Source organism: Spirosoma panaciterrae DSM 21099, from assembly GCF_000374025.1.
GTDB classification, from domain to species: Bacteria; Bacteroidota; Bacteroidia; order Cytophagales; family Spirosomataceae; genus Spirosoma; species Spirosoma panaciterrae.
In genome coordinates this window covers 205,947-229,882 of record NZ_KB893239.1, presented here as the reverse complement: position 1 = coordinate 229,882, position 23,936 = coordinate 205,947, and the positions used below count along the sequence as shown (strand labels likewise).

General features: G+C 51.0%; 19 protein-coding genes. 14 read left to right on the top strand and 5 right to left on the bottom strand.

All coding sequences use genetic code 11. From position 1 onward, the window contains the following. Positions 1-85 precede the first annotated feature (85 nt). The 4 genes from B153_RS0131915 to B153_RS0131900 all read left to right on the top strand — a co-directional run bounded on the left by B153_RS0131915 (position 86) and on the right by B153_RS0131900 (position 6,610). On the top strand, positions 86-1,816 hold the full coding sequence (locus B153_RS0131915) for a helix-hairpin-helix domain-containing protein (RefSeq protein ID WP_020600825.1): 1,731 nt from the start codon (positions 86-88) through the stop codon (positions 1,814-1,816). A 154-nt stretch (positions 1,817-1,970) separates the two neighbouring features. Beyond that, positions 1,971-4,382 (top strand): TonB-dependent receptor, encoded by a 2,412-nt coding sequence (locus tag B153_RS0131910; RefSeq protein ID WP_020600824.1) that lies wholly within the window; start codon positions 1,971-1,973, stop codon positions 4,380-4,382. Beyond that, positions 4,382-5,545, top strand: a complete 1,164-nt coding sequence (locus B153_RS0131905) for a DUF4249 domain-containing protein (protein WP_245564978.1) — start codon at positions 4,382-4,384, stop codon at positions 5,543-5,545. The genes B153_RS0131910 and B153_RS0131905 overlap by 1 nt, the downstream gene beginning before the upstream one ends. Before the next feature lie 72 nt (positions 5,546-5,617). Beyond that, entirely contained in the window at positions 5,618-6,610 is a 993-nt protein-coding gene (locus B153_RS0131900) for a glycosyltransferase family 9 protein (RefSeq protein ID WP_020600822.1), read from the top strand. A gap of 20 nt (positions 6,611-6,630) precedes the next feature. On the opposite strand, the gene B153_RS0131895 is transcribed toward B153_RS0131900, so the two are convergent. Further along, a complete protein-coding gene (locus B153_RS0131895) occupies positions 6,631-7,683 on the bottom strand; it encodes a glycosyltransferase family 9 protein (protein ID WP_020600821.1) in 1,053 nt (350 codons plus the stop codon). 69 nt (positions 7,684-7,752) lie between these two features. Continuing rightward, positions 7,753-8,355 (bottom strand): DUF4254 domain-containing protein, encoded by a 603-nt coding sequence (locus B153_RS0131890; protein ID WP_020600820.1) that lies wholly within the window; start codon positions 8,353-8,355, stop codon positions 7,753-7,755. Between the two features lie 200 nt (positions 8,356-8,555). On the opposite strand from B153_RS0131890, the gene B153_RS0131885 reads away from it, so the two are divergent. The 4 genes from B153_RS0131885 to B153_RS0131870 all read left to right on the top strand — a co-directional run bounded on the left by B153_RS0131885 (position 8,556) and on the right by B153_RS0131870 (position 16,668). Then, positions 8,556-9,179: a TetR/AcrR family transcriptional regulator gene (locus B153_RS0131885; RefSeq protein WP_020600819.1), complete on the top strand. Its 624-nt coding sequence runs from the start codon at positions 8,556-8,558 to the stop codon at positions 9,177-9,179. A 141-nt stretch (positions 9,180-9,320) separates the two neighbouring features. After that, entirely contained in the window at positions 9,321-11,648 is a 2,328-nt protein-coding gene (locus B153_RS0131880; protein WP_020600818.1) for a GAF domain-containing protein, read from the top strand. A gap of 15 nt (positions 11,649-11,663) precedes the next feature. Further along, positions 11,664-15,365, top strand: a complete 3,702-nt coding sequence (locus tag B153_RS0131875) for a BamA/TamA family outer membrane protein (RefSeq protein WP_020600817.1) — start codon at positions 11,664-11,666, stop codon at positions 15,363-15,365. Between the two features lie 22 nt (positions 15,366-15,387). Then, a complete protein-coding gene (locus B153_RS0131870) occupies positions 15,388-16,668 on the top strand; it encodes a Pycsar system effector family protein (protein ID WP_020600816.1) in 1,281 nt (426 codons plus the stop codon). 4 nt (positions 16,669-16,672) lie between these two features. On the opposite strand, the gene B153_RS0131865 is transcribed toward B153_RS0131870, so the two are convergent. Together B153_RS0131865 and B153_RS0131860 are read right to left on the bottom strand one after the other, a co-directional pair. After that, the gene (locus tag B153_RS0131865; protein ID WP_020600815.1) at positions 16,673-17,416 is read right to left on the bottom strand and encodes an SDR family oxidoreductase; all 744 of its coding nucleotides are present in this window, start codon (positions 17,414-17,416) and stop codon (positions 16,673-16,675) included. Between the two features lie 153 nt (positions 17,417-17,569). Then, positions 17,570-18,781, bottom strand: coding sequence for a molybdopterin molybdotransferase MoeA (locus B153_RS0131860; protein ID WP_026262612.1), 1,212 nt, complete (start codon positions 18,779-18,781; stop codon positions 17,570-17,572). A 76-nt stretch (positions 18,782-18,857) separates the two neighbouring features. Here B153_RS0131860 and moaC point away from each other — a divergent pair, with 76 nt between their 5' ends. Genes moaC through B153_RS0131845 form a run of 3 tightly spaced genes read left to right on the top strand, consistent with a single transcriptional unit; the run spans position 18,858 to position 20,562 of the window. Next, entirely contained in the window at positions 18,858-19,346 is a 489-nt protein-coding gene (gene moaC / locus B153_RS0131855; protein ID WP_026262611.1) for a cyclic pyranopterin monophosphate synthase MoaC, read from the top strand. Further along, the gene (locus B153_RS0131850; protein ID WP_020600812.1) at positions 19,339-19,917 is read left to right on the top strand and encodes an NTP transferase domain-containing protein; all 579 of its coding nucleotides are present in this window, start codon (positions 19,339-19,341) and stop codon (positions 19,915-19,917) included. The genes moaC and B153_RS0131850 overlap by 8 nt, the downstream gene beginning before the upstream one ends. A 48-nt stretch (positions 19,918-19,965) precedes the next feature. Then, entirely contained in the window at positions 19,966-20,562 is a 597-nt protein-coding gene (locus B153_RS0131845) for a DUF6992 family protein (protein WP_020600811.1), read from the top strand. Between the two features lie 25 nt (positions 20,563-20,587). Here the strand turns inward: B153_RS0131845 and B153_RS0131840 are convergent, their stop codons facing one another. Next, positions 20,588-21,037: a hypothetical protein gene (locus B153_RS0131840; protein WP_020600810.1), complete on the bottom strand. Its 450-nt coding sequence runs from the start codon at positions 21,035-21,037 to the stop codon at positions 20,588-20,590. Between the two features lie 206 nt (positions 21,038-21,243). Between B153_RS0131840 and B153_RS0131835 the strand changes: the two genes are divergently transcribed. The 3 genes from B153_RS0131835 to B153_RS0131825 all read left to right on the top strand — a co-directional run bounded on the left by B153_RS0131835 (position 21,244) and on the right by B153_RS0131825 (position 23,932). Further along, the gene (locus tag B153_RS0131835) at positions 21,244-22,029 is read left to right on the top strand and encodes an aminoglycoside 6-adenylyltransferase (protein WP_020600809.1); all 786 of its coding nucleotides are present in this window, start codon (positions 21,244-21,246) and stop codon (positions 22,027-22,029) included. A gap of 79 nt (positions 22,030-22,108) precedes the next feature. Then, entirely contained in the window at positions 22,109-22,582 is a 474-nt protein-coding gene (locus B153_RS0131830; protein ID WP_020600808.1) for a nucleoside deaminase, read from the top strand. Between the two features lie 144 nt (positions 22,583-22,726). After that, the gene (locus B153_RS0131825; RefSeq protein ID WP_026262609.1) at positions 22,727-23,932 is read left to right on the top strand and encodes a DegT/DnrJ/EryC1/StrS family aminotransferase; all 1,206 of its coding nucleotides are present in this window, start codon (positions 22,727-22,729) and stop codon (positions 23,930-23,932) included. Positions 23,933-23,936: the final 4 nt, after the last annotated feature.

Genomic DNA, 23,936 nt, shown 5'->3' with positions numbered 1-23,936 from the left:
TGAACTAAAGGTAGACTAGTCGATGGCGAATCACGACTGAAATCTGACCGATTGCCTAAATTGCGGAGTAAATTCCCCTTTTTGTATGACTAATTCCGAAATCGTTGACCTGCTCGAACTGACGGGCCGCTTAATGGAACTCCATGACCGCGACGCGTTTAAAACCCGGTCGTACCAGACAGCCGCATTTAACCTTGATAAATCGACCGCCGATTTAGCCAGTTTACCCGTGGAGGAACTGGTCAAACTGCAGGGGGTTGGCAAGTCGGTCGCTCAGAAAATCCGGGAAATTGCCGAAACAGGCCGCCTGACCGAACTCGACGAACTACTGGCTCAAACCCCGGAAGGTGTGTTGGATATGTTTCGGATTAAAGGGTTAGGGGTCAAGAAAGTACGAACGCTCTGGCGGGAATTGGGTATCGATAACCTACGCGACCTGCAACGGGCGGGCGAAAATGGTGAGATTGCCAAAATTAAAGGCTTCGGAGCCAGTACGCAGGAGAAGATTCTGGCGGCTCTGGAGTTTCTGCAGGAGCAACAGGGTAAAGTCAGAATGGACAAAGCAGCCCTGATTGCCAAACTATTGCACGACCAGTTAACACAACATTTTGAGCGGGTCGAAATAAGCGGGCAGGTACGTCGGAAAGCCCAGGAGGTAGATACCATACAACTGCTTGTCCAAACCAGCGACCCACTTTCGGCCATGCTTACGCTGAAAAGCCTCCCCAACCTGGAGCAGAATGAGTCAGACTCGTCACCCTTTATCTGGCGGGGAAAGCTCGCTGGTTTTGATGTACAGGTTGAGTTACTCCTGTATCCGGCTGAGCAGATGAACCGACAGTTATTTGTTCAAACCGCCACCGAATCGCATTTACAGCAGGTAGGCGTGGGGGGGGCGTCGCTGTTGCAGGTGGCTTATACCAGCGTCTTGTCGGAAGTGGCAACGGGAGAAACGGATGAGATCGAAAAAGCCATCTACAGCCGTGCCGGTTTGCCATACATTGTCCCGGAAATGCGGGAGGATGGTTTCGCCTTTCGCTGGGCTGCTAAACACCAGACCGAAGAGCTGGTAACCTGGGATGATCTGCGCGGTACACTGCATAACCACAGCACCTGGTCGGATGGCAAGCAATCGGTAGCCGATATGGCTGCATACTGCCGCGAATTGGGGCTGACGTATTTTGGCATTGCCGATCATTCCAAAACGGCTTCGTATGCCAATGGACTGGATGCTGAACGGGTTCGGCAGCAGCAAGCTGAAATTGATCAGCTTAATGCCGGTTTCGGCGCCGATTTTCGCATTTTTAAAGGCATCGAATCCGATATTCTGGGCGATGGCTCCCTGGATTACGACGAGGCTACTCTGGCAACGTTCGATTATGTGGTGGCTTCGGTACACCAAACCCTGACCATGTCGCTCGAAAAAGCAACAACGCGACTACTGAAAGCCATTGAAAATCCGTATACAACGATTCTGGGCCACCCGACGGGCCGTCTGCTACTTGCCCGCGAAGGGTATCCCATCGACCACCGGGCCATCATCGATGCCTGTGCCGCGCATAATGTCGTTATCGAAATCAACGCCAGCCCGTATCGACTCGACATCGACTGGCACTGGATCGATTACGCCATGCAACAAGGTGTGATGTTGAGCATCAACCCCGACGCGCATGACCTGGCCGGGTTGCTGGATATGCACTATGGCGTAGCGGTTGGGCGAAAAGGTGGCCTAACCAAAGCCATGACCTTTAATGCGCTGACCCTTCAGGAAATGACCGATTACCTGCAACAGCGTCGGGAGCGGCTGCGTAAGTAGGAGAAAAGCCGGATGGTTCAGGATTAATTATTAGTTAATAAGGCCGTAAAGTGGGTAAATTCAACGGATTAGCTCTTTATATCCACAAGGCTTCATTCTTAATTACCTGTTTAATCCTGTTTCGGAACATCCTGCGCATTCTAAACCCGGCTCTATGCGGTTATTACTTGTACTCGTAGTTATCTTTTGTGTACTCAACAAAGTCTTTGCTCAGCAAAGACCAAACACGAATACTGCTTCCGCTACCTTTTCGGCTACGGGTTATGTGAAGGATGCCAAAACGGGCAAACCGATTCAGGGGGCCAACATTGTTGTGCTGAATGTATCGAAAGGCTATGTGACCGCCAAAGATGGTTTCTATACGGTACAACTTCCCCCTGGGAAATACATTCTGAGGTTTTCGCACGTAGGCTATCGAACCCGCCAGGATACGATCACGCTGAACAGCACACTTTTTCGTGAAGTGATGATGGAAGACGACTCCAAAGATCTGGAGGAAGTCGTTGTGACCAGTGAGGCCCCCGACCGTAATGTGCGTAAGGTTGAAATGGGGGTTTCGCAATTGACCATCCGAAGCATCCGCCGGATTCCCCCCCTGATGGGCGAGGTCGATGTGGTGCGAAGTCTGCTGTTGCTGCCTGGGGTTACAACCGTGGGCGAAGGGGCACCCGGTTTCAACGTGCGGGGAGGAAGCACTGACCAGAATCTGATTTTGTTCGATGATGCGCCGGTCTTCAACTCGGGTCACCTGATGGGCTTTTTCTCTGTGTTCAATCCCGACGTAGTACGCGACGTAACCCTGAATCGGGGAGGAGTCGCGGCTGCGTATGGCGGTCGGGCTTCGTCTGTCCTAGATGTGAAAATAAAAGAACCCGATGCCCAAAAATGGGGCATCAATGGTGGTATCGGCCTTATTTCAAGTCGATTGGGGATTGAGGGGCCAATTGTCAAAAATAAACTGTCGTTTCTGGCGGCTGTTCGGGCGTCGTTCAACGACTTTCTGTTCAAGCTGGCTCCCCCCAATCTGCGCGGAACCACGGCCAATTTCTACGATGTAACTACCAAGCTGAAGTATCAGCCCAGTGAGAAAAATACGATCACCTTTACGGGCTATGTCAGTACGGATGTGTTCAAACTGGCTTCCGACTCGCTGTCGGGTCAGGAGATTAACGCGTCATCGACGAAGTTCAATTACCAGACACTGACGGGTTCCGTTCGCTGGAATTACTTCATGAGTAGGCAATTAAACCTGGCTACATCGGTTATTTTAAGCCACTACAAGGCCGATTTGTCGGTGCCCGATTCGGCCAACGCTTTTGATTTAAAATCAGGTGTATGGCATCGGCAAATCAAATCCGATCTGACCTACACGCCGAATGAGACCCACCAGTGGCAGGTCGGCATTAGTGCCATCGACTATTCTATCCAGCCCAATACCCGGATTCCGGGACCATACTCCAATATTTTGCCGATCGACATTGCCCGGGAGCAGGCCTATGAATTGGCTGCTTATATTCAGGATGAGTGGAAACTGAATACCGATGTATCACTCATTGCCGGGCTGCGGTATTCGGCCTTGCTGAACCGGGGACCCGCTTCGGTAAGGACCTACCAGGAAAATGGCCCGCGACAGGACGAAGCCGTAACCTCGACAAAAACTTACGAAGCCGGTAAAATCTACAACACCATGGGCGGCCTGGAGCCCCGGCTGGCGCTGCGGTGGTCGGTAGGAGAGGGGAAGTCGATAAAAGCGGGCTACAGTCGTTTACGGCAGTATATTCAGCAGGTGACCAATACGACGGCCGCCCTACCTACGTCGCGCTGGCATTTGAGCGATCTGTATACCAAGCCGGTCATTGCCGACCAATGGTCGCTGGGTTATTTTCGGAATACGCCCGACAATGCCTTCGAAGTATCGGGCGAGGTGTATTACAAAACGCTGACCAATGCCATCGATTACCGCGATGGGGCCGAACTTCAACTCGCGCAGGCTGTCGAAACCCAGATCGTGCAGGGAAGCGGTCAGGCATATGGGCTGGAAGGCTTGTTACGCAAAAACAAGGGCCGTTGGACGGGCTTTATGAGCTATACCTTTGCCCGTACCTTTCTGACGATGAACAGCCCCTTTGCCAGCGAGCGGGTGAACAACGGAAATCCGTATCCGGCCAATTACGATAAGCCGCATACGATCAATATTCTGGCCACGCACAGGCCCACGACCTGGTTCAGTATGTCGCTCAATTTTACGTACAGCACCGGACGACCGACTACGCAGCCCGCAGCGATTTCGCGAATTGGGGGCGCGCAAGTCCCGATCTACCTGGATCGAAACCAGCAGCGCGTACCCGATTACCACCGCCTGGATTTTTCGATGACGTTTGAGCAAAACCCCGAAAAGAAAAAGCGGAATCAGAGCAGTTGGGTTTTTTCGGTATACAACGTTTATGCTCATAAAAATGCATATTCCATTTTTTATAAGCTAAGCCCGGCTTCAGCGACTGATGCGTATAAACTGTCCATTTTCGGTACGGCGTTTCCATCCCTGACCTACAATTTCAAATTCTGATGAAACGATATTTTCAAAGAGTGCCGCAACGGATGTTGAAAGAGCGAATGAGCGAAAGCATGAAGACCTACCGGATCGTTTTTTCTGGCGCGTCCGCCCTTCGCTCATTCACTCATTCACTCTTTCACTCTTTCTTTTGGCTGCTATTTGTCGCTTCCTGCGTAACAGAGTTTCAGCCCGATGCGGTCAGTATCCCTGCTTCGCTTGTTGTGGAAGGCCAGATTACGGATCAGCCGGGACCTTACTCCGTCAAACTGACCCGAACGGCCGATTATTCCTATAAAAGCCTGAACCTGCTCGAAACGGGGGCTACCGTAACCATTTCGGATAATCAGGGCAATCAGGAAGTGCTGAAAGAACAGGCTTCGGGAGGGGTGTACATGACATCAGCGAATGGGATAAAGGGGGTAGCAGGCCGTAGTTATAAATTGACCATTCAAACGAAAGCAGGGAAGAAATACGAATCAGATCCTGAAGTATTGGTAGCGGCACCACCCATCCAGAAAATATATTACGAGTATACGGTAGAGCCGGGAAGCAGCAGTCTGGCAAAACGCCAGGGATGGAATGTGTATCTGGATACGAAAGACCCAGAAGCGCCGGGCAACTTCTATCGCTGGGACTGGACACATTATGAATTCACAGCCGTCTGTTTTAAGCGGGAAGTACCCAATACGAATACCGTAACCGGATTGGGCTGTTGCTCAAATTGCTGGGATATTACCCGATGTTACAACTGCATCAATGTGACCTCCGATGTCAATGTCAATGGCCAGTCGATCAGCCGGCAGTTTATTATGCGTGTGCCTTACAAATCAAAGAGTAAGTACTATCTGGAGATACAGCAGCAGGCGTTAAGCAAAGGAGCGTACGATTTCTGGAAGAGTGTTCGTGGATTGGTGAATAATACGGGGGGCTTGTTCGATCCGGCTCCAGCATCGGCCCCTGGTAACCTGCGTTGTGTCAATGACCCTACGACCATGGTGTACGGCTATTTCGGGGCTACCGGGCTTGTAGAGCAGTATATCAACGTTGACAGAAGCAATGGGCAAGGTCCCCCCGACGCCGATCCGCCCGTCATTATCCCCGTTCCTTCGAACTGCGTGGTTTGCGAGAATAGTCTATATAGAACCCCTAATCAGCCGCGTTGGTGGCAATTTTAAGCCCATATTTGCCTTAGTAATCGGTTTGGTGACTTCATAGAAATCAGATATTTTTGTACAAATGACGATAGCATGACTCGCCCGGTTAAAATATTGATTTTGCAGTTTTCGTCAATCGGCGATGTTGTGCTGACCAGTCCCGTTGTGCGTTGTCTGAAGCGCCAGCTCGCCCAGGCAGACCTACACTTCTGCACCAGGCAGCCGTACCGGGCTATCATCGATTACAACCCCTACCTAACCGGCCAGCATTATTTCGATGGGAATCTGTACGCGCTGATTCGAGAGCTTCGGGCTGAGCAATTCGATTATATAGTCGACCTGCAAAACACGTTTCTGACCAGCCTGATCAAAGCGGCAGTAGGGTGCCGGTCTTTTAGCGTTGAAAAGCAAACATTCCGGCAATGGTTGTACGTTCGCTGGAAAATCAACGCCATGACAGAGCAGCACATTGTCGATCGGTACATGGCTACTGTTTTGCCATTGGGTGTTGAGAACGACGGTCGGGGACTGGATTACTTTATTCCGTATAAGGATGAGGTCGAGATCGACTGGCTCCCCGAAACGCATCAGCACGACTTTGTGGCCTATGCGATCGGCGGACAGAGCCCAACCTGCAAACTGCCGGTATTGCGGATGATTGAACTATGCCTGAAAATTAACTACCCAATTGTTCTTCTGGGGGATAAAGCCGATCGGAAAATTGGTGACCAGATCGTAAAGGCAATTGGTGATCGGCAGATTTATAACGCCTGCGGCCATTACAATCTGAATCAGTCGGCTTCACTCATTCAGCGGGCGCGGGTAGTATTCAGTCATGATACGGGGTTGATGCACATAGCGGCCGCGTTTCGAAAAAAAGTGTATTCGATCTGGGGCAGTACGACCCCCCAATTTGGATTTTATCCCTACAAAACTCCTCACGTTCGGCTGGAAACACTCGGCCTGGGATGTCGCCCCTGCACAACTGGCAGTTCGGGTAATTGCCCCATGAAGCACTTTAAGTGTATGAATAACCTCTCGTTCGATTTCGAAGTAAAGGAACTACGGACGAAGAAAAATTTTTAAGGCAGATCTACGTTGAAATTTTAGGCAAGCATGTGTCGAACCCGATCAGCCACGGCGTCTACGCTAATCATATGCAGACAAGCTAAATCGCCACGCCAGCAGGGTTTATTGCCAAAAACAGAACACGGGCGGCAGGCCAGTACATCCGTTGGCACTTGTAAAATAGCCTCATCCCCCTGCCCCCAGGGGCCAAAACCTGCATCAGGATGCGTAGCACCCCATATTGACAGTACAGGTATACCACTCAAGGCCGCCAGATGCATATTCCCCGAATCCATACACAGCATCCCGTTCAGCCGTTGAATGAGTATGAGTTCAGCCGCTAAGCTGAGTTTGCCCGCTACCAGAATGGCTTGAGGGTACTGCTGTTGTAAAGTTTTCAGTTTTGCCAGCTCCTGTGAGCCACCTCCAAACAGAAAAATAGTAACGGGCATATTGGTATAGAGCTGTTCCATTAAGGGCGCTACCCGTTCAAATGGCCACATCTTTTGCTCGTGTTGAGCGAAAGGAGCAATACCCAGCCAGCGTGTTTCAGGGGCAATGGTTTGCTGGCTCAAAAAAGTGGTCAGCTCCTCGTCAACGGTCGCGATTGGCCGTAATCGAAACGGTTGTGCAGGCTGCAGAGCAAATCCGGCCCTATCGAAAACCTGTGCATACCGCTCAACGGTATGAGGCAGTTGACGGCGTATTTTATTCTCCTTGCGGGTGAGCTCTTTTTTCTCCGCTCGGCCTTTGTCGATGGTTACGGAAGATGTGCCAATAAGCTGAAAAAATGCTTTTAAAACGCCAGAGCGTAAGTTCTGGTGGGCATCGACCAGAATATTGAACGGCCTCAGCGAACGAAGTTCATTAAATAATTGAACCAGGCCTTTCAGACCTTTGTGCCGCCCGTCGAAATCGGCCCCCACTACACGCACATTTGGGAACTGAGAAAAGAAAACAGCAAACTTCTGTCGGGTCACGAGGGTAATAGCCACATCAGGGTAACGCAATGCAAACGCCTGAACAACAGGCGCCAATAGGGCTACATCGCCCATGGCCGAAAACCGAAGCAGGAGCAGACTCTTTTTCAATGGATAAGATACGGTATATGATGGATGATGGGATAGCGGCAGGTTCCTATATCATACATCCTGCACAACTCAGGCCTGGCCGTAAAGAACGGGGTTCAGCGTCGGGTCGTTGTACATTTTCATTTGTCGGTAGACCTTCATGTATCGATTACCCTGCTGAATATCTTCCAGTAGTTCATCGAAGCAGCGGGCCAGATCCTGTTCCTGTTCAAGGAGTACCACGAGTTTTTGTTGCGCTTTGTGACGGTGCTCGTCCGATACGTCGGGACGGTCGACCTGCTCACGGAAGTGGTAAAGTTTCAGTTGGAGAATCGACATGCGATCCAGAAGCCAGGCCGGAGTTTCGGAGTTCATCCGGGCTGAAGGCTGGGGTATGACGCCGGCGAAAAGGTCTGAAAACCAGCTATCGATCAATTCTACAGTATCGGTACGGTCCTGGTTCGACTGGTCGATTCGGCGTTTGATAGCTACTAACTCGCTGGGGCTTATTGATGGGCTGCGAATAATGTCTTCAAGATGCCATTGGACGGTATCGATCCAGTTTTTCTGGTAGAGCAAATAGGCGACGTCGTTGGATGAATAGGGATTCCTGATAGGCGTATCGACCTGATCGGTCAGATGATAGTCCTGAATACTCTGGCGAAAAATGTCGTTAGCAAAAGTGGCGTTCATAAGCAAATAATCATTTGCAAAGATACAGCTTTTCGTGGGTTATGGTTCGAAGGCGTACCAGGCCGTTTAACGGTCTTATCCACCATTAGTCCCTAGTCGAGTGCGAAGAATGAACCTTTCCCGAAAATTTAAATGTTTGTTTAAAACAAGAATTAAAATGCAACTGAGCCCTTTCCATTAAGCAATTAACGACTACGTCCATGCATTGCAGCCCATCAAAAAATACGGAAGAACGAATCCGGGAAGCAGCCCGCCGGGTTTTTCTGGAGAAAGGATTCGATGGTACTACCTCGCGCGATATTGCCGAGGCCGCTGGGATCAACATTGCCCTGACCAATTACTATTTCCGCAGTAAGGAAAAGCTGTTTATCAGCATTTTCGATGAGCTGATTCAGTTGTTTTTTGAAGGTATGTTCTGCATTCTGAATAAGCCAATTGGATTACGTGAGAAAATTGCCGAACTGGTTGAACATGACTTTCAACTGATGAAAAATAATCCAAATCTCAGCATTTTTATCATGAACGAGATTCATCGGAATCCTGAGCGGATGGCGAATGCTGTAGAGGCCCGGAAGCAATTCCAGCAGTCTGTATTTGACGACCAACTTCGCCGGGAAGTGGCCCTCGGTACTATTCGGCCTATCGAAGCCATGCATCTGATGGTGATGATCATCGCTAATATTCAGTTTCTGTTCGTCAGTAAAGCCATGCACATCCGAATCTGGCACATGAGCGAAAAGGAGTTCGATGCCTTTGCTGATCGGCATAAAGACCTGGTTATCGATATGATTACCAGTTATTTATTTGTCTTTGAAAGCGTCTGATTTCTAATGTTCAACCCACCCATTTATTAACACTTTAATGCTGAATACTGCCGATATAATCCCCACCATGTTTAGCGCCAACTCAGTCAATTAACCGAACCGCACTACCTAGCCAGTCTGGTTCGTAACCATACATCCTCTATGGAAGCACTTTTTACCGTTCCGCCGGTGGTTGACCTGCCGGTTGATTTTCGCCTTTCGTTTCGCCCGTTTGTGGCGTTTCTGAAAGCGCAGCAGCAAAAATTTTCCTCTGCTACCGAATTGTCCCGGTTGTATTCCTATCTGATCGACCGATTTATGGCGGTCGATGCACTGGTTGATTCTCCGGAACTTCGATTGAGTGAAGCCCAACTGACCGAATTGTTTCAGTTAGTGAGTATAGCCATGCTTCCACTCTCGCAGACCCGCCCCGTCCCGTTTGCGTTTGGACTGCCGCTGCCGCTTACGTTTTACCATTACTCCTCAACGTTTGAAACGTTGATTCGGCAGGTGCCCGAGTTTCTGCACAAAGCTCCAGATCAAATTCAGTGGGAGAAAAAGCTGTTTTACCTCTATCAACTGATTCTGAACAAATCGTATGGGATTGAGACGACCGAGTCCTGCGGGCCAACCATGCATTTTGAAAAGGAGCAGGATGGGCTGATACGCTATTACCAGATGGAGGTCGATGCGTCGTTTTTCGAACCCCGGATCGAGGGTGAGTTGCCGCCACTCAATTCGGCCTGGGTCGATTTTGCCAACGGACTGGGGCCACTGCCACAGGGTGACGATGCGCTGCCATTGGAACGATTTATATTCGAAGGCTTTTCCTTTTTCCGGATCGAGGACAACACCGAAACCGAAACCATACGGCAGTTGGAGGATGTCTTTGTCCATCTTCAGTCGGATACGGAGCCAATGATCTACCGTCGGTTCGAGACGGCCATGCGGAATCTGTGCCGCCGACCGGATTTGCAGATTAGTCTGATGCCGATGCCACAGATCAACGGGCATTTTGTACACCATCCCGAAGGGAAAAAACGCAGCATTTTTATGCGGAATGCCATCAACCCGATGGATGCGTATAATGACCCCGATACGCAGGCGTTGGCGACCAAACTGATGAATAATCCCGTTCCGCATGTGTTCGCTGGCCTACAGGGGTTGCCCGAAGCAGAAGCCAGAGCGTTGGAAAAACGGGGGATTCGGAGTTTGCTGGCCTATCCTATCGTAATGGCCAACGAAGAGTTAGGTATTCTGGAAATGGCCAGTTCACAACCCGATGCGTTTGACAATACGGTATTAAAAATCATCGAGCGCATTAAGCCGCTGGTGCAGGAGCTTCTTCGGTATCAATTGAATCAGTTTAAAGCCGAAATCGAGCAACTGGTTCGAACCAAATTTACGTCGTTGCAACCAGCCGTAGAGTGGCGGTTTTATAAAGAAGCCTGGGAAGAATTACGCCGTAGCCGCTCGGGTGATTCGACGGAGGTACTGGCGCCTGTGCGGTTCGAACAGGTGTACCCGCTCTATGGAGCTGTGGATATTCGGAACTCGTCGGTGGAGCGGCACAAGGCCGTCCGGCAGGATTTAGCCGATCAGTTGGTGGCCGTTGAAGCCATTTTTAGCCATGCTCATTTCCCCACTCAGCAGGAGCGGCCCGAACAACTGCAGCTTGAGAATTATGCGTGTCAAAAACGGTTGAAAGAGGGGATGGCCGCTGAGGATGAACAGGAGATCGGCCTGTTTCTGGTCAACACGATCAATCCCTATCTCCGTCAGCTTGTGGAGGAGCATCATACACTACTGCCCGAACTGGAAGCTTATTTTGCCCAAATCGACCCCATGACCGGACTCTTCAACCGGGCGCTGAAACGGTACGAACTGACGATGGATAAGCTCAATACCACCGTGAATGAGTACATCAATCAGGAAGAAAAACAGCTACAGGCCATTTACCCGCACTACTTTGAGCGTTACCGCACCGATGGCACGGAGTATACCATCTACATCGGCCAGTCGATTGCCCCTGATAAACCTTTTGCCCGGCCGATTCATCGGCAGTTGATCGAGTGGCAATTGACAGCGATGGTGAAAACGGCCCGACTGACCCAGATGCTCCTGCCCGAACTCCCCTTGCCCCTGAAAACGACGCAACTCATTCTGGCGCACGCGCACCCGGTCGATATTGGGTTTCGGCAGGACGAACGTCGATTCGATGTAGAGGGGTCGTACAGTATTCGATACGAGGTCGTCAAAAAACGAATCGACAAAGCCCGGGTAGAAGGTACTGGCCAGCGTTTGACCCAACCCGATACGATTGCCCTGGTCTATAGCCACATCTCCGAAATAGGGGATTACATCGCACAAATCGAGCGCCTGCAGGCGAATGGGGATTTAAAACCTGAGATTGAATTCCTCAATCTGGAGCCCATGCAGGGTGTTTTTAATCTGAAAGCCCTCCGGGTGGGTATCAACTACAAGGCGTAACCACAGCCCAGAACCATGAAACGAGTACAAAAAGCAGGGTTTGGGCTGGTGGGGTTACTATGCCTTTTAGCGGGCTTCGGCCCTGCATCGGCCCAGTCGACCAGCGTAAAACCGACGGTCAGTGATTCGATCCGGCAGCGGGTAATTCTGATTGGCGATGCCGGACGGTTACGACAGGGTAAAAATCCCGTAGTCGATGCGGTATCCAGCCACTACAACCTGAATGATCCCCGGACAACGCTGGTGTATCTGGGGGACAATGTATACACCTACGGCCTCCCCGAAAAAGGCACCCCCGGCTATGATTCGCTGGTGGCTGTGCTGGCGTATCAGGCCCGGCCTGGATTGGCCCAGCCTGGATTGGTCGGGCCTGGATTAGGTAAGGCGGGGAAAGTAATTTTTATTCCGGGCAATCACGACTGGTCGAAGGGGCGGCCGGATGGCTGGGAGCGTATCAAACGGCAGGGCGAATGGCTCGACAGCCTACAGGCTCCGAACATCCGAATGATTCCATCAGGCGGTTGCCCTGGCCCGGAGGAGATACCCCTGGGGAATAATCTGGTGCTGGTGATAGTAGATACGCAGTGGTGGCTACATCCCTACGCGAAACCGGGTGTTGAGTCGGACTGTGCCTGTAAGAGTGAAGATGAAGTAGTAGCCCGGCTGGCCGATATTGCCTACCGAAACAAAGGCAAGGGGATCATTCTGGCCACGCACCATCCCATGCGCAGTTACGGCATTCACGGGGGTTATTATACCCTAAAACAGCACATTTTTCCGTTGACCGAATTTTCGCCGAATCTGTACATTCCATTACCCGTAATTGGCTCTTTGTATCCGTTGGTGCGGGGTGTATTCGGTAATATTCAGGATTTGCCCAATCCCAGTTACCAACTGATGGTGAAGGCGTTTGAACAAGCTATGGCTCCTGCACCAAATGTGGTCTTTGTGGCAGGCCATGACCATGCGCTACAGCATATTGTGGATGGAACGCGAAATTATATCGTGAGTGGATCGGGCATTAACCGCGAACGGGTAAAACAGGGTAAGCTGGCTCAGTTTGTCAGCAGCGAATGGGGGTACGTTGTGCTGGATTTACTGACTAATGGTAAGTTGACGGCCCACTTTTATACGGTCGATGAGCAGGCGAAGGCGACCGAAGCGCATACCGCTAATTTGTTTACAGTTTCGCCCAGAGCGGATTCGGTAACCGAGAATCGCCAACGACCCAACTGGCCCGACAGCGTTCAGGTGGCCATTGCGCCCGAATACGAGCGTGTTGGGCGCGTGCATCGTTGGTTGTTGGGCAATAACTACCGGACGGAGTGGGCGTCGACTGTGAAGCTGCCAGTTTTCGATATAACGCGGACCATGGGCGGCTTTAAAATTTTACAGCGGGGAGGAGGCTTTCAAACCAAATCCCTCCGCATTGAGGACTCTACCGGACGTGAGTGGGTACTGCGCAGCATCCAGAAAGATCCGGCCAAAGCTTTGCCACGTGTTTTGCAGCAAACCATTGCCAAAGATGTGTTGCAGGATGAAATATCGGCGGGGTATCCGTTTGCTCCTTTGGCGGTGCCCACGCTGGCGAAGGCGGCTGGCGTTCCACATGCCAATCCGCGCGTGGTATATATCCCCGACGATCCTGCGCTGGGTATTTATCAGGCCGATTTCGGGAATGGCGTCTTTTTATTCGAAGAACGAAGTCCCGGCGATAGTAAGTCGGTCAGTACGCCTAAAGTGCTGGATGCGCTGGAAAACGACAACGATAACCGGATTGATGAGAAAGCCGTATTGCGGGCGCGGATGCTTGATTTGTTCATTGGCGATTGGGATCGTCATGAGGACCAGTGGCGCTGGGGAAGTCGGAAGCAGGATAAAGGCAGACTGTATTACCCCATTCCCCGCGATCGTGACCAGGTATTCTTTCGCGCAAACGGATTGCTACCAATTATAGGGTCGTTGCCCTGGATACAGCCTAAATTCCAGGGGTTTACGGATAAGTTGCCGAACGTGAAAGGGTTTATGTTCAATGGCCGCTATTTCGACCGACTTTTTTTGCATGGACTCACCGAACAGGACTGGATAACCGAAATAAAGAAACTGCACGATGCCCTAACGGACGATGTGCTGGAGCAGGCTATTCGGCAACTGCCGGAATCATCCCGGAAAAAAACTGGGCAGAACGTACTGGAAACCCTGAAAATTCGTCGGGAATGGCTCTTGAAAGAAGGGCTGACCTATTATCGCTTTTTGGCCAAAGCAGTCGATATACCCGGTTCAGATAAGGCCGAACTGTTTCGGATTGAGCACCAGCCCGATAATAAGCTGACTGTGTCGGTGTTCAAAATAACCCGGAATGGGGTAGAGGCTTCACCTTTTTATAGTCGGGAATTCGATGGTCGTGTCACGCATGAAGTCCGTCTGTATGGCCGCAAAGGCGATGATCGGTTTGATGTGCTCGGAAATCAGGCGACGACCATTCGTGTACGGCTGATCGGTGGGAAAGGCGAGGATACTTTTACCGTAGAAGGACAGCCCGGAAAGCCGGTGGTATACGATTTGCGAACCGACGCCAACGTACTGCCTGAAGCGGGTAAGGTAGTCGATCGCCGTTCGACGGATAAAGCGGTTAACCAGTACGATCCACATGCCTTTAAGTATGACCGGGTGGCTCCATTAGCAACCATCGGTTTTAACCCCGACGATGGCCTGATTCTGGGGGCAGGGGTTCAGTGGATCAAACAGGGATTTCGCAAAGCGCCCTATGCCGCCATGAATCGCCTGATGATTTCCCGTTCGCTGGCCACCGAAGCCATGTCGATCAAATACGACGGTATTTTTACAGACTTGATCGGTAAAAATGACCTATGGCTGAGTGCGTTTTCAAAAGCGCCCGACAATGTGACCAATTTTTTCGGCCCTGGCAACGAGACGGTTTATGATAAAAGTCATTCGATTCGCTATTACCGTACTCGTTACGATTTAATAAACATCGCGGCTTTACTCAAACCTGAAATGGGCAATCATCTGGAACTGTCGGTTGGGCCGGTTTTTCAGCATTTTAGCCTGAATCGAGGAGATAACGAGGGCCGATTTATTGAGAAATACCTGGCTGATCTGCCGCCACAGGCGCGTTTTCTGCAACGGGAGAGTTACGCGGGGGTACAGGCCGGGCTCCTGATCAACAACCGAAATAATCCGGTCCAGCCCTCACGAGGTCTACACTGGAATACCACTGTACTGGCCCTTCAGGGATTCAACGAGCATGGCAACAACCTGCTTCAGTTTCGTACGGATCTGAGTGTTTACACCAGTTTTAGCCCGGCTGCCCGGTTTGTGATCATCAACCGAATCGGTGGCGGACTGACCTATGGTAATCCGGCGTTTTATCAGTTGTTGTACCTGGGTGGGCAAGACAACCTGCGGGGATTCCGAACGTACCGATTTGCCGGTAACCACCTGATTTACCATAACATCGAAGCCCGGTTGAAACTCTTCAGCTTTCGGTCATTTCTGTTTCCGGCCAGTGTGGGGTTACTGGCCTTCAACGATGTGGGGCGGGTATGGCTCAACGGCGAATCGTCGCATCGCTGGCACGACGGCTACGGGGCAGGGTTGTATATGAATCCCGCTCAATTACTGACCGTGACGGCTTCTGTTGGCTTTTCCGATGAATCCACCTTACCTTACGTGTCGCTGGGTTTCCGATTTTGATTGTACCGAAAAACTTAATCCTATGACTCCTGACCTCTTATCGCAGACTGAAACCTACGCTACCCAATTTTTTGCCGATCATCTGACGCCTGATTTTACGTATCATAATCAGGTACATACCCAGGAGGTTGTCCAGGCTGTTGACCAGATGGCCCGATTTTATAGCCTCTCCGAATCGGATTATGTGGTGGTAATGGTAGCAGCCTGGCTGCATGATCTGGGGAATCTGACCGGGCCATCGGATGGGCACGAAGAACGAGGTGCTGCGTTGGCCTCCAGTTTTTTGGCGGATTTGGGCACATCGACGGCGTTGATTGAACAGGTGCAAGCCTGCATCCGGGCAACCAGAATGCCCCAAGCGCCTACTAACCGTCTGGAAGAAATTCTGTGTGATGCCGACCTGTTTCACCTGGGTAGTACGGATTACCCCGATTACCAGAAGCGACTTCGGAAAGAGCAGGAGAACCGGACAGGTGTGGAGATTCCGGGAAAATCCTGGCGGCAGCAAAATATTTCGCTTCTCGAAAGCCACCGCTACTTCACCGACTATGCACAAAAGCGATTAACGGCCGGGCAGGCCGAAAACCTCCGTCAACTGTTGGAAAAACAAGCCGAAAAGGCTGCTGGGAAAGAAGCTAAACATGAGAAAAGTATCCTGAAAGAATCTGTCGATATTGCCGCACAGTCAATTGTAGAAACGGTTGGGTCGCCAATGCCAGAGCCTCTGATCGGGAAAGAGCCAAAAGAAAAGAAAAAAGAGAAGGACAAGGATAAACGCTCGGAGCGCGGTATCGAAACCATGTTTCGGACCACATCGACCAACCACATGCGCCTGAGCGAAATAGCCGATAGCAAGGCCAATATTATGATTTCGGTCAATTCGATTATGGTCTCGGTGGTTGTATCGGTATTGCCGCGCCGGATCGAAGAAAATCCATACCTGATGGTGCCTACCACGTTATTTTTGATTACGTCGGTACTGACCATCGTGTTCGCCATCCTGACTACCCGGCCCAACGTCAGTCATGGGACGTTTAGTCACAGCGACATTGAGCAGGGAAAGGGAAACCTACTGTTTTTCGGGAATTTTTACCAGATGAGTCTGGGTGAGTATGAATGGGGTATTCAACAACTGATGAACGACAGCACGTACCTCTATAACTCAATGGCTCGCGACATCTATTACCTGGGGCTGGTGCTGGCCAAAAAATACAAACTGCTTCGGGTAGCTTACAACATCTTTATGTTTGGCTTCATTATTTCCATACTAGCTTTTCTGATTGTGTTTCTCATAAAAAAATGAACGGCTATCGCCCACCTGCAATGTCGATGAATGTACCTGTCGAATAGGAGGCTTCGTCGGAGAGCAACCACAGAATCGCCTTGGCCACTTCGTCGGGAGAACCACCCCGTTTCATAGGGACGCTGCCTTTGATCCGATCTACCCGGCCTGGTTCACCTCCGCTGGCATGAATATCCGTGTAAATGAATCCGGGTCGCACGCCATTGACACGAATGCCTTCCTCAGCTACCTCTTTCGATACGCCAATGGTCATGGCGTCCATAGCCCCCTTTGAGGCAGCATAGTCGACATACTCACCCGGCGAACCCGTTCGGGCCGCCACCGACGATACATTTACAATGCTTCCGCCTGATCCACCCTGCTTCGTCGACATGCGTTTAATGGCCTCTCGGGTGCATAAAAAGCAACTGACAATGTTCGTCGTAAAAACCCGGTTCAGTCGGTCGGCGGTCATGGTATCCACCCGCATCTGGGGTTCCAGAATCCCAACATTGTTAACCAGCGCCGTAATCGGACCGATTGGGTCAATGGCTTCGAACAAGGCAATGACATCTTCTTCGGACGAAACATCGGCCTGGAAAGCAAAGGCTTTTCCGCCTTGCTGGTGAATAGTTTCTACTACCTGCAAGGCTGCTTCTTTGTTGGCTACATAGTTGATACAAACCTGGTAGCCTTTTTGGGCTGCTAATAACGCCGTTGCTGCCCCAATCCCTCTGCTTCCGCCCGTGATTAGAATTGTTTTCTGCATAGTCCAATCGCAATAAGTAATCGGGCAATATACAGCGTTTTTAATATTAATATCAATGTTTTTTCAGGTATTCATAAAAGCCCTGCACGCCATGCAAGGCTTGTCAGGTTGAAAGGGTAGCGTCCCCATACCAGTACGCTACCAGGTTAATGATTAATGCGTTGGCCATACCTGAAAGGATTCTCCAGCCCCAAATTCTGATCGATCGGCTGGTAGCTCCATAAAGCCATCGGCAGCTAACAGGTTGGCAAAATCGGCAGACCCTGAACCGGGCAGTGGGTGGGCCAGTGTTCGTCCGTCGGGTTCGGAGGTGAGCCGGACGGGCAGGAAATACGTAATGGCTGGTTTGAACACAACGGATTGAGCGAGCTGTGCATAGCGTTCAGGAGCGGGTGCCAGCCCAAGCGATGCCCGCAGGTAGGGGATCACATACCGATACGCACACAAAACCGTCGAAACAGGATTGCCCGGAAGGGCAAAAACAGTTCGGTTCGGATAGGCTGTATCATCTGACGAGGTTCCAAACCAGAGGGGTTTACCCGGTCGTTGTTCAATCTTGTGAAAATGCTTCTGAATCCCCAGACTCACCAGCACATCCGGTACAAAGTCAGCTTTGCCAGCCGACACACCCCCGCTCAGAATTAGGACATCATTCGCTGCCAATAACCCCTGAATGGCGGTTTGTAACTGGTGCTCATCATCGACAATGTGGTGCAGTGTCGCCGAAATGCCCAGCGAAGTCAGAGCAGCCCGCAGCATGTAGGTATTCGACCGACGGATTTGATGGGGGAGGGGCGTATCACCCACATCGACCAGTTCGTCGCCCGTTGAAATAAGGGCTACGCGGGGCAGTGCAGAAACCACAACCGCTGATTTTCCAACCGAAGCGGCTACGGCAATGGCTGATGGGGTTAGTAGCGTGCCAACAGGCAGTAACTCATCGCCCGCCCTGCGGTCAACAGCTTGTGTGTGAATGTGTTGTCCAAGTGTAACGTCGTCAATGGTGATCGTGGCCTGGCCGTTAGAAACCCTAATGTCTTCATAGCGAACAACGGTATCAATTCCGGCAGGTAATATGGCCCCGGTCATCACTTCCAGGCAGGTTGTGGTATCGGTGAGCGTTTGCTGAGGCTGGCCAGCAAATTGCTGACCGGCAATTGGGAAGGTCCGTTGACCGGAAGCATAAGTGGCAAAGGCAATCCCAATCCCATCCATCGACACGCGATTGAACGGCGGAAAATCGCGGTCGGCATATACCGGCTCGCGTAGTACCCGGCCCAGCGAGTGCACTAGTGAAACCGTCTCGGTAGGCAGGATGAGCAGGTGTTGTTGAGTAACGGCAAAGGCTTTGGCAACAGAAAGCATGACGGCAATGATGACTGATAAAAGATAAATGATGAATTTTGGCGAAAAGAACTGCAATCTATTCATAATTGAACTAATGGCTTCTTTTTCGCATCTGAACGCCGAAGGAAATCCCGCCATGGTGGACGTGGGCGGTAAATCGGTATCGCGTCGAACGGCCCGCGCCCAGAGCATTGTGGCCCTTGGACCGGAGATTATGCAACATCTATCACCGTCGGGTTCGACCGGAACGGAGATTAACACGAAAAAAGGTCCTGTATTCCAGACGGCGATCATTGCCGGAACAATGGCCGCCAAACGCACGGATGAGTTGATTCCGCTTTGTCATTCGCTGGGGCTCGATAACTGCCAGATTACCATAACCACTGAAGGAACCGATGCGATTGTAGATTGTCTGGTAGCGACGGAAGGAAAAACCGGGGTTGAGATGGAAGCGCTGGTAGGTGCATCGGTGGCTGCTTTGACGATCTATGATATGTGCAAAGCATTCTCGCACGACATTGTGATCAAAGAAACCAGGCTCATGGAAAAAACGGGCGGTAAACGGGATTTTCGACGTGAGTAAAATCAATGGACTCATCCTGACGGGCGGTCGGAGTACACGTATGGGAACGGATAAATCGCAGATGATTTATCACGGTAAGACCCAGCGCGATCATCTGACCGAATTGCTGCGTCCGTATTGCAGTGTGGTATTCTGGTCGGTGAATACCACCCAGGAGACCGAACTGGAAGTGGCCGGAAAACTCCAGCTTCGGATCGTAGATCGGTATGACCTGCCTGGGCCGATCAACGGTATTCTGTCGGCGTTTGCCTATGATCCGGCTGCGGCCTGGCTGGTGGTGGCCTGCGACATGCCACTTATATCCTCCAAGTCTATTGATACATTGGTAAAAGGGCGTAATTCGGCTAAGCTGGCAACGGTATTTTATGATTCGGATGGTCAGTTGCCCGAACCTCTGTTGGGTATTTATGAACCCGCTTTCGGACCTATTCTCCAACAGGCCGTTGCCGAAGGGACCTATTCGCCCCGGCAGATTCTAATCCAGCAGGATATTCATTTACTGACCGTGCCGGATGTGCGTGAACTGACCAATATTAATAATCCTGAGGAGCGGGAAAAACTTGGACTATGAACGGTTGGTTTGAATAAAAACTGATCGTCAAACCAATCCGCTATGCTTATGTTTCGTCATTTTCTCCTGGCTGCTGGCTCAATGCTGCTGAGTCGCCCAGCTACAGCTCAGTCGGCCCGCCCCGAATTACAGGACTTTACAAACCAACGTATTCAGCATCAAAAAACGCTTGGTCTTACCCTGGGTGGTTATGCACTGGCAAATCTAGCTATCGGAAGTATTGCGGCTGGCCAAACCACAGGCGAAACGACGTATTTTCACCGAATGAATGTGTACTGGAATCTGGTCAACCTGGGTATTGCCGGAGCCGGTTTGTTGGGTTCCCGCAAAAAACCGGGAGCCAATGAAACCGTAGGTGATGCGGTTCGGAAACACGAATCCATGAAGCAGATTTTGCTGTTCAATGCCGGGCTCGACGTGGCCTACGTGGTCGGAGGGGCTTATCTGCGCGAACGGGCAGAAACCCGACCGGACCAGGCCGATCAACTGCGGGGCTACGGAAAATCCATCATGATGCAGGGCGGTTTTCTGCTGGCTTTCGATCTGGTCAACTACATCATCTTCAAAAAGAGGGGAGACAAGCAGGAGCGTCTGCTGCTTTCATCCGGGCCGTCGGGCGTTGGGCTGGTATGGTCGGTTCGGTAAATAAGGTACATAGATCGTCCTTGCCTTACTCTCGAAACGAGATGGAATAAAAGATGGGTTTTTGCAGTCGTACACTTGTGCCATTCTTGTATTGAATGCGGGCGTCCTCAATTTGAATAATGTATCGGTCGCCCGGAGCTTCAGCAGGAGCAAAGGAGATCGATAAATCATTATCTGAACCTGACCAGTTCAAAAAACCGACTCGTGTGGTCCCTCTCACCCGATTGATAACGGCCTTTTTAATAATTACTTGAGAATCAAGCTCTGGGTGTTGCTGATGCGCTTCTGGCGTAAGCTGGCAGGTGAGGGTAAGGGTTTGTGAAGAAATCGGAACTTTAGGGGTTGGTCCAACGGGTTTTCCATCGGCCAGAATAGTAATCTGAACGGGAGGGTCTTCATTGATCGTCTGAGCGCATGATCGTCGAGATAGCCCGGTTAAAGATAAGATTACGAAAACGATGAATACGTATCGCATGGCTAAAGGAAAATGGCTTTTGGAGAACAACGTGCGTCTTAAGTATGTATTGTGGGCTTGTCGATGTACGAGAGGAGGGTGATACAATGGAAAATAGTGTACGGGTTGTCCCTACGTATGGGCAAGACTGAGGTTATGAACTATTCCAGATGCCTTACCGTTCTGCGGTAATTTACCAACCGCACCGCCCTCCGGTGTTATGAACCATGCAGGTACCGTTACAACCGTTTCAATCATTCATTACAAACGCCATTACCGTTATACAGCAGGACCCCGATGCCGTTGGATTGGCCGTTGGTGGTTCCTGGGCTTCGGGTGAATTGGATGCCTATTCCGACCTCGATCTGGTTCTGGTCAGTAATCGGCAAATTGCCCCTGAACTGGCAGCTATGCAGGCTGTTGCCTCCCAATTCGGGTCGATGCTGGCCTCATTCCGGGGCGATCACGTAGGCGAACCCCGTTTGCTCATCGCTCTTTATGAATCGGCCTTGCTGCATGTGGATATTAAGTTCTTAACACCCGATGAGTTTCATCACCGCGTCGAAAATCCAACCATTCTCTGGGAACGGGATAACCTTCTGACGTCGATCATAGAACAAACGACGGCTCAATACCCCCCGTTCGATTTTCAGTGGGCCGAAGATCGGTTCTGGATTTGGGCGCACTATGCCGCGCTGAAGGTAGGCCGTGGGGAATATTTTGAAGCGATCGATTTCCTGGCCTTTGTACGGAACGCTGTCATTGGGCCGATGCTTCATCTGAAAAACGCCAGTTTGCCACGGGGTGTCCGCCGGGCCGAAACAACGTTTGGTACCGATGAATTGACCCGACTCCGTAAAACGGTTTCGATGCCCGACCGGATGACGTTGCTGAGCAGTTTGTGGGAGGTAATGTATATGTATGAATCCCTGCGCGATGCACTGGCACCCGACACCTTTCGTAAAAACAGTGCCGCCCAACTGGCCGTTACCAAGTATCTTGCAGCACTTTAAAAGGGTCAGGAATGGTCAAATATCGTTAAGGCTTGACTATCTCTGACCATTCTTGGCCACATTTGACTACCAGATAATAATGAATCAGGACGAAATCTTTTTGCGCGAGGCTATTCAACTGGCCCGCGAAGGCATGAACAGCAATCAGGGAGGACCATTTGGCTGCGTAATTGTTCGGGATGGGAAGGTTATTGGGAAAGGCTGCAACCGGGTTACCTCGACCAACGACCCAACGGCCCATGCCGAAGTGGTAGCCATCCGTGACGCCTGCCAGAATCTGGGAACTTTCCAACTGGATGGCTGTACACTTTATGCTTCCTGCGAACCCTGCCCGATGTGTCTGGGGGCTATTTACTGGGCCCGCCCCAGCCGTATTGTATACGCGGCTGCGCATGACGATGCGGCCAAAGCGGGTTTCGATGATTCGTTTATTTATCAGGAACTGGAAAAAAAGCACGAAGAACGCCATATCCCCATGCACCAACTACTCCGCGATGAAGCTGGTCAGGTCTTTCGGGAGTGGGTAGCACTGGAAAAGCGAATACCGTATTGATCGTTATTTAGTGGTCATTTGTCGTTGATCAACCACTCTGGGAGTACCAATCAAGGACAATGAAGGATCATTAATGACAATCAAATGACCACTGAATGACTACTCAGTAGAAAACCGTACTTTTGTAAAAAAATAGTTTACGTCATGCCAGGAATGGAATTTTTTGGAGCGGCTGAGCGCAAGGAGATCAACGATGTGCTCGAGACCGGTATCCTGTTTCGGTATAATCACGAAGCACAGCGGAACAACATCTACAAAGCTCGAGAGTTTGAAGCTGAAGTGGCCAAAGTTGTAGGGGCGAAATATGCCCATGCCGTATCGAGTGGCTCAACGGCCGTCCTGTGTGCGCTGGCTGCGGCTGGTATTGGCGCAGGCGATGAGGTCATTGTGCCACCGTTTACCTACATCGCTACCGTCGAAGCGGTGCTGATGATTGGCGCCTTACCTGTTTTTGCCGACATCGACGAAACCCTTTGCCTGAGTGCCGACGGGATTCGGAAAGCGATTACGCCCAAGACCAAAGCCGTTTGCCTGGTGCATATGTGCGGACAAATGGCCGATATGGACGCCATCATGGCCGTGATCAACGAGCACAACCTGGTACTGGTAGAAGATGCGGGTCAGGCGATGGGTGCATCGTTCAACGGCGTTTCGACGGGACTATGGGGTAAAACCGGCGCGTATTCATTCGATTTCTTCAAAATTGCAACGGCTGGCGAAGGGGGCATCATGGTTACCAACGACGAAACGGCCTATAAACACGCTGATTCGTATTCCGATCACGGCCACGACCATATTGGTTCCAACCGGGGCATGGAGCAACACCCGATACTGGGTTTCAACTACCGGATCAGCGAACTGCATGCGGCCGTAGGGCTGGTACAGACCCGTCGGGTTCCTGAAATCATCCAGAAAAATAATGCCCATAAAAAGCAACTGATGGATCGGCTGGCGAATGTACCGGGGGTATCGTTTGCCCGTATTCCTGACGCTGACGGGGATTCGGCTACGTTCCTCAACCTGTTTCTGGAGGATACGCAGTCGGCTCAGCGCACCGTTACCGAACTGAATGCGGCTGGTGTGGGTGGATTCAACTACTGGTTCGTCAATATGTATCACTTCATCAACCAGTGGGATCATATCAAAGAAATGCGGACTGCTTCGGCATTGGCGGTTGAAAAGTTTGGTGCCCCACAGGATTATAAAAACCTCGAGATTCCGCGGGCACAGGCCGTAATCGGTCGGTTGATTTCGTTTGGTATCCGGGCTTCCTGGACCGCAGAAGAAGTCGATAAACTAGCCGCTGCTATCGAGGCCGCCGTTCGGAAAGCGACACTGGTAGAAGCGTAATTTT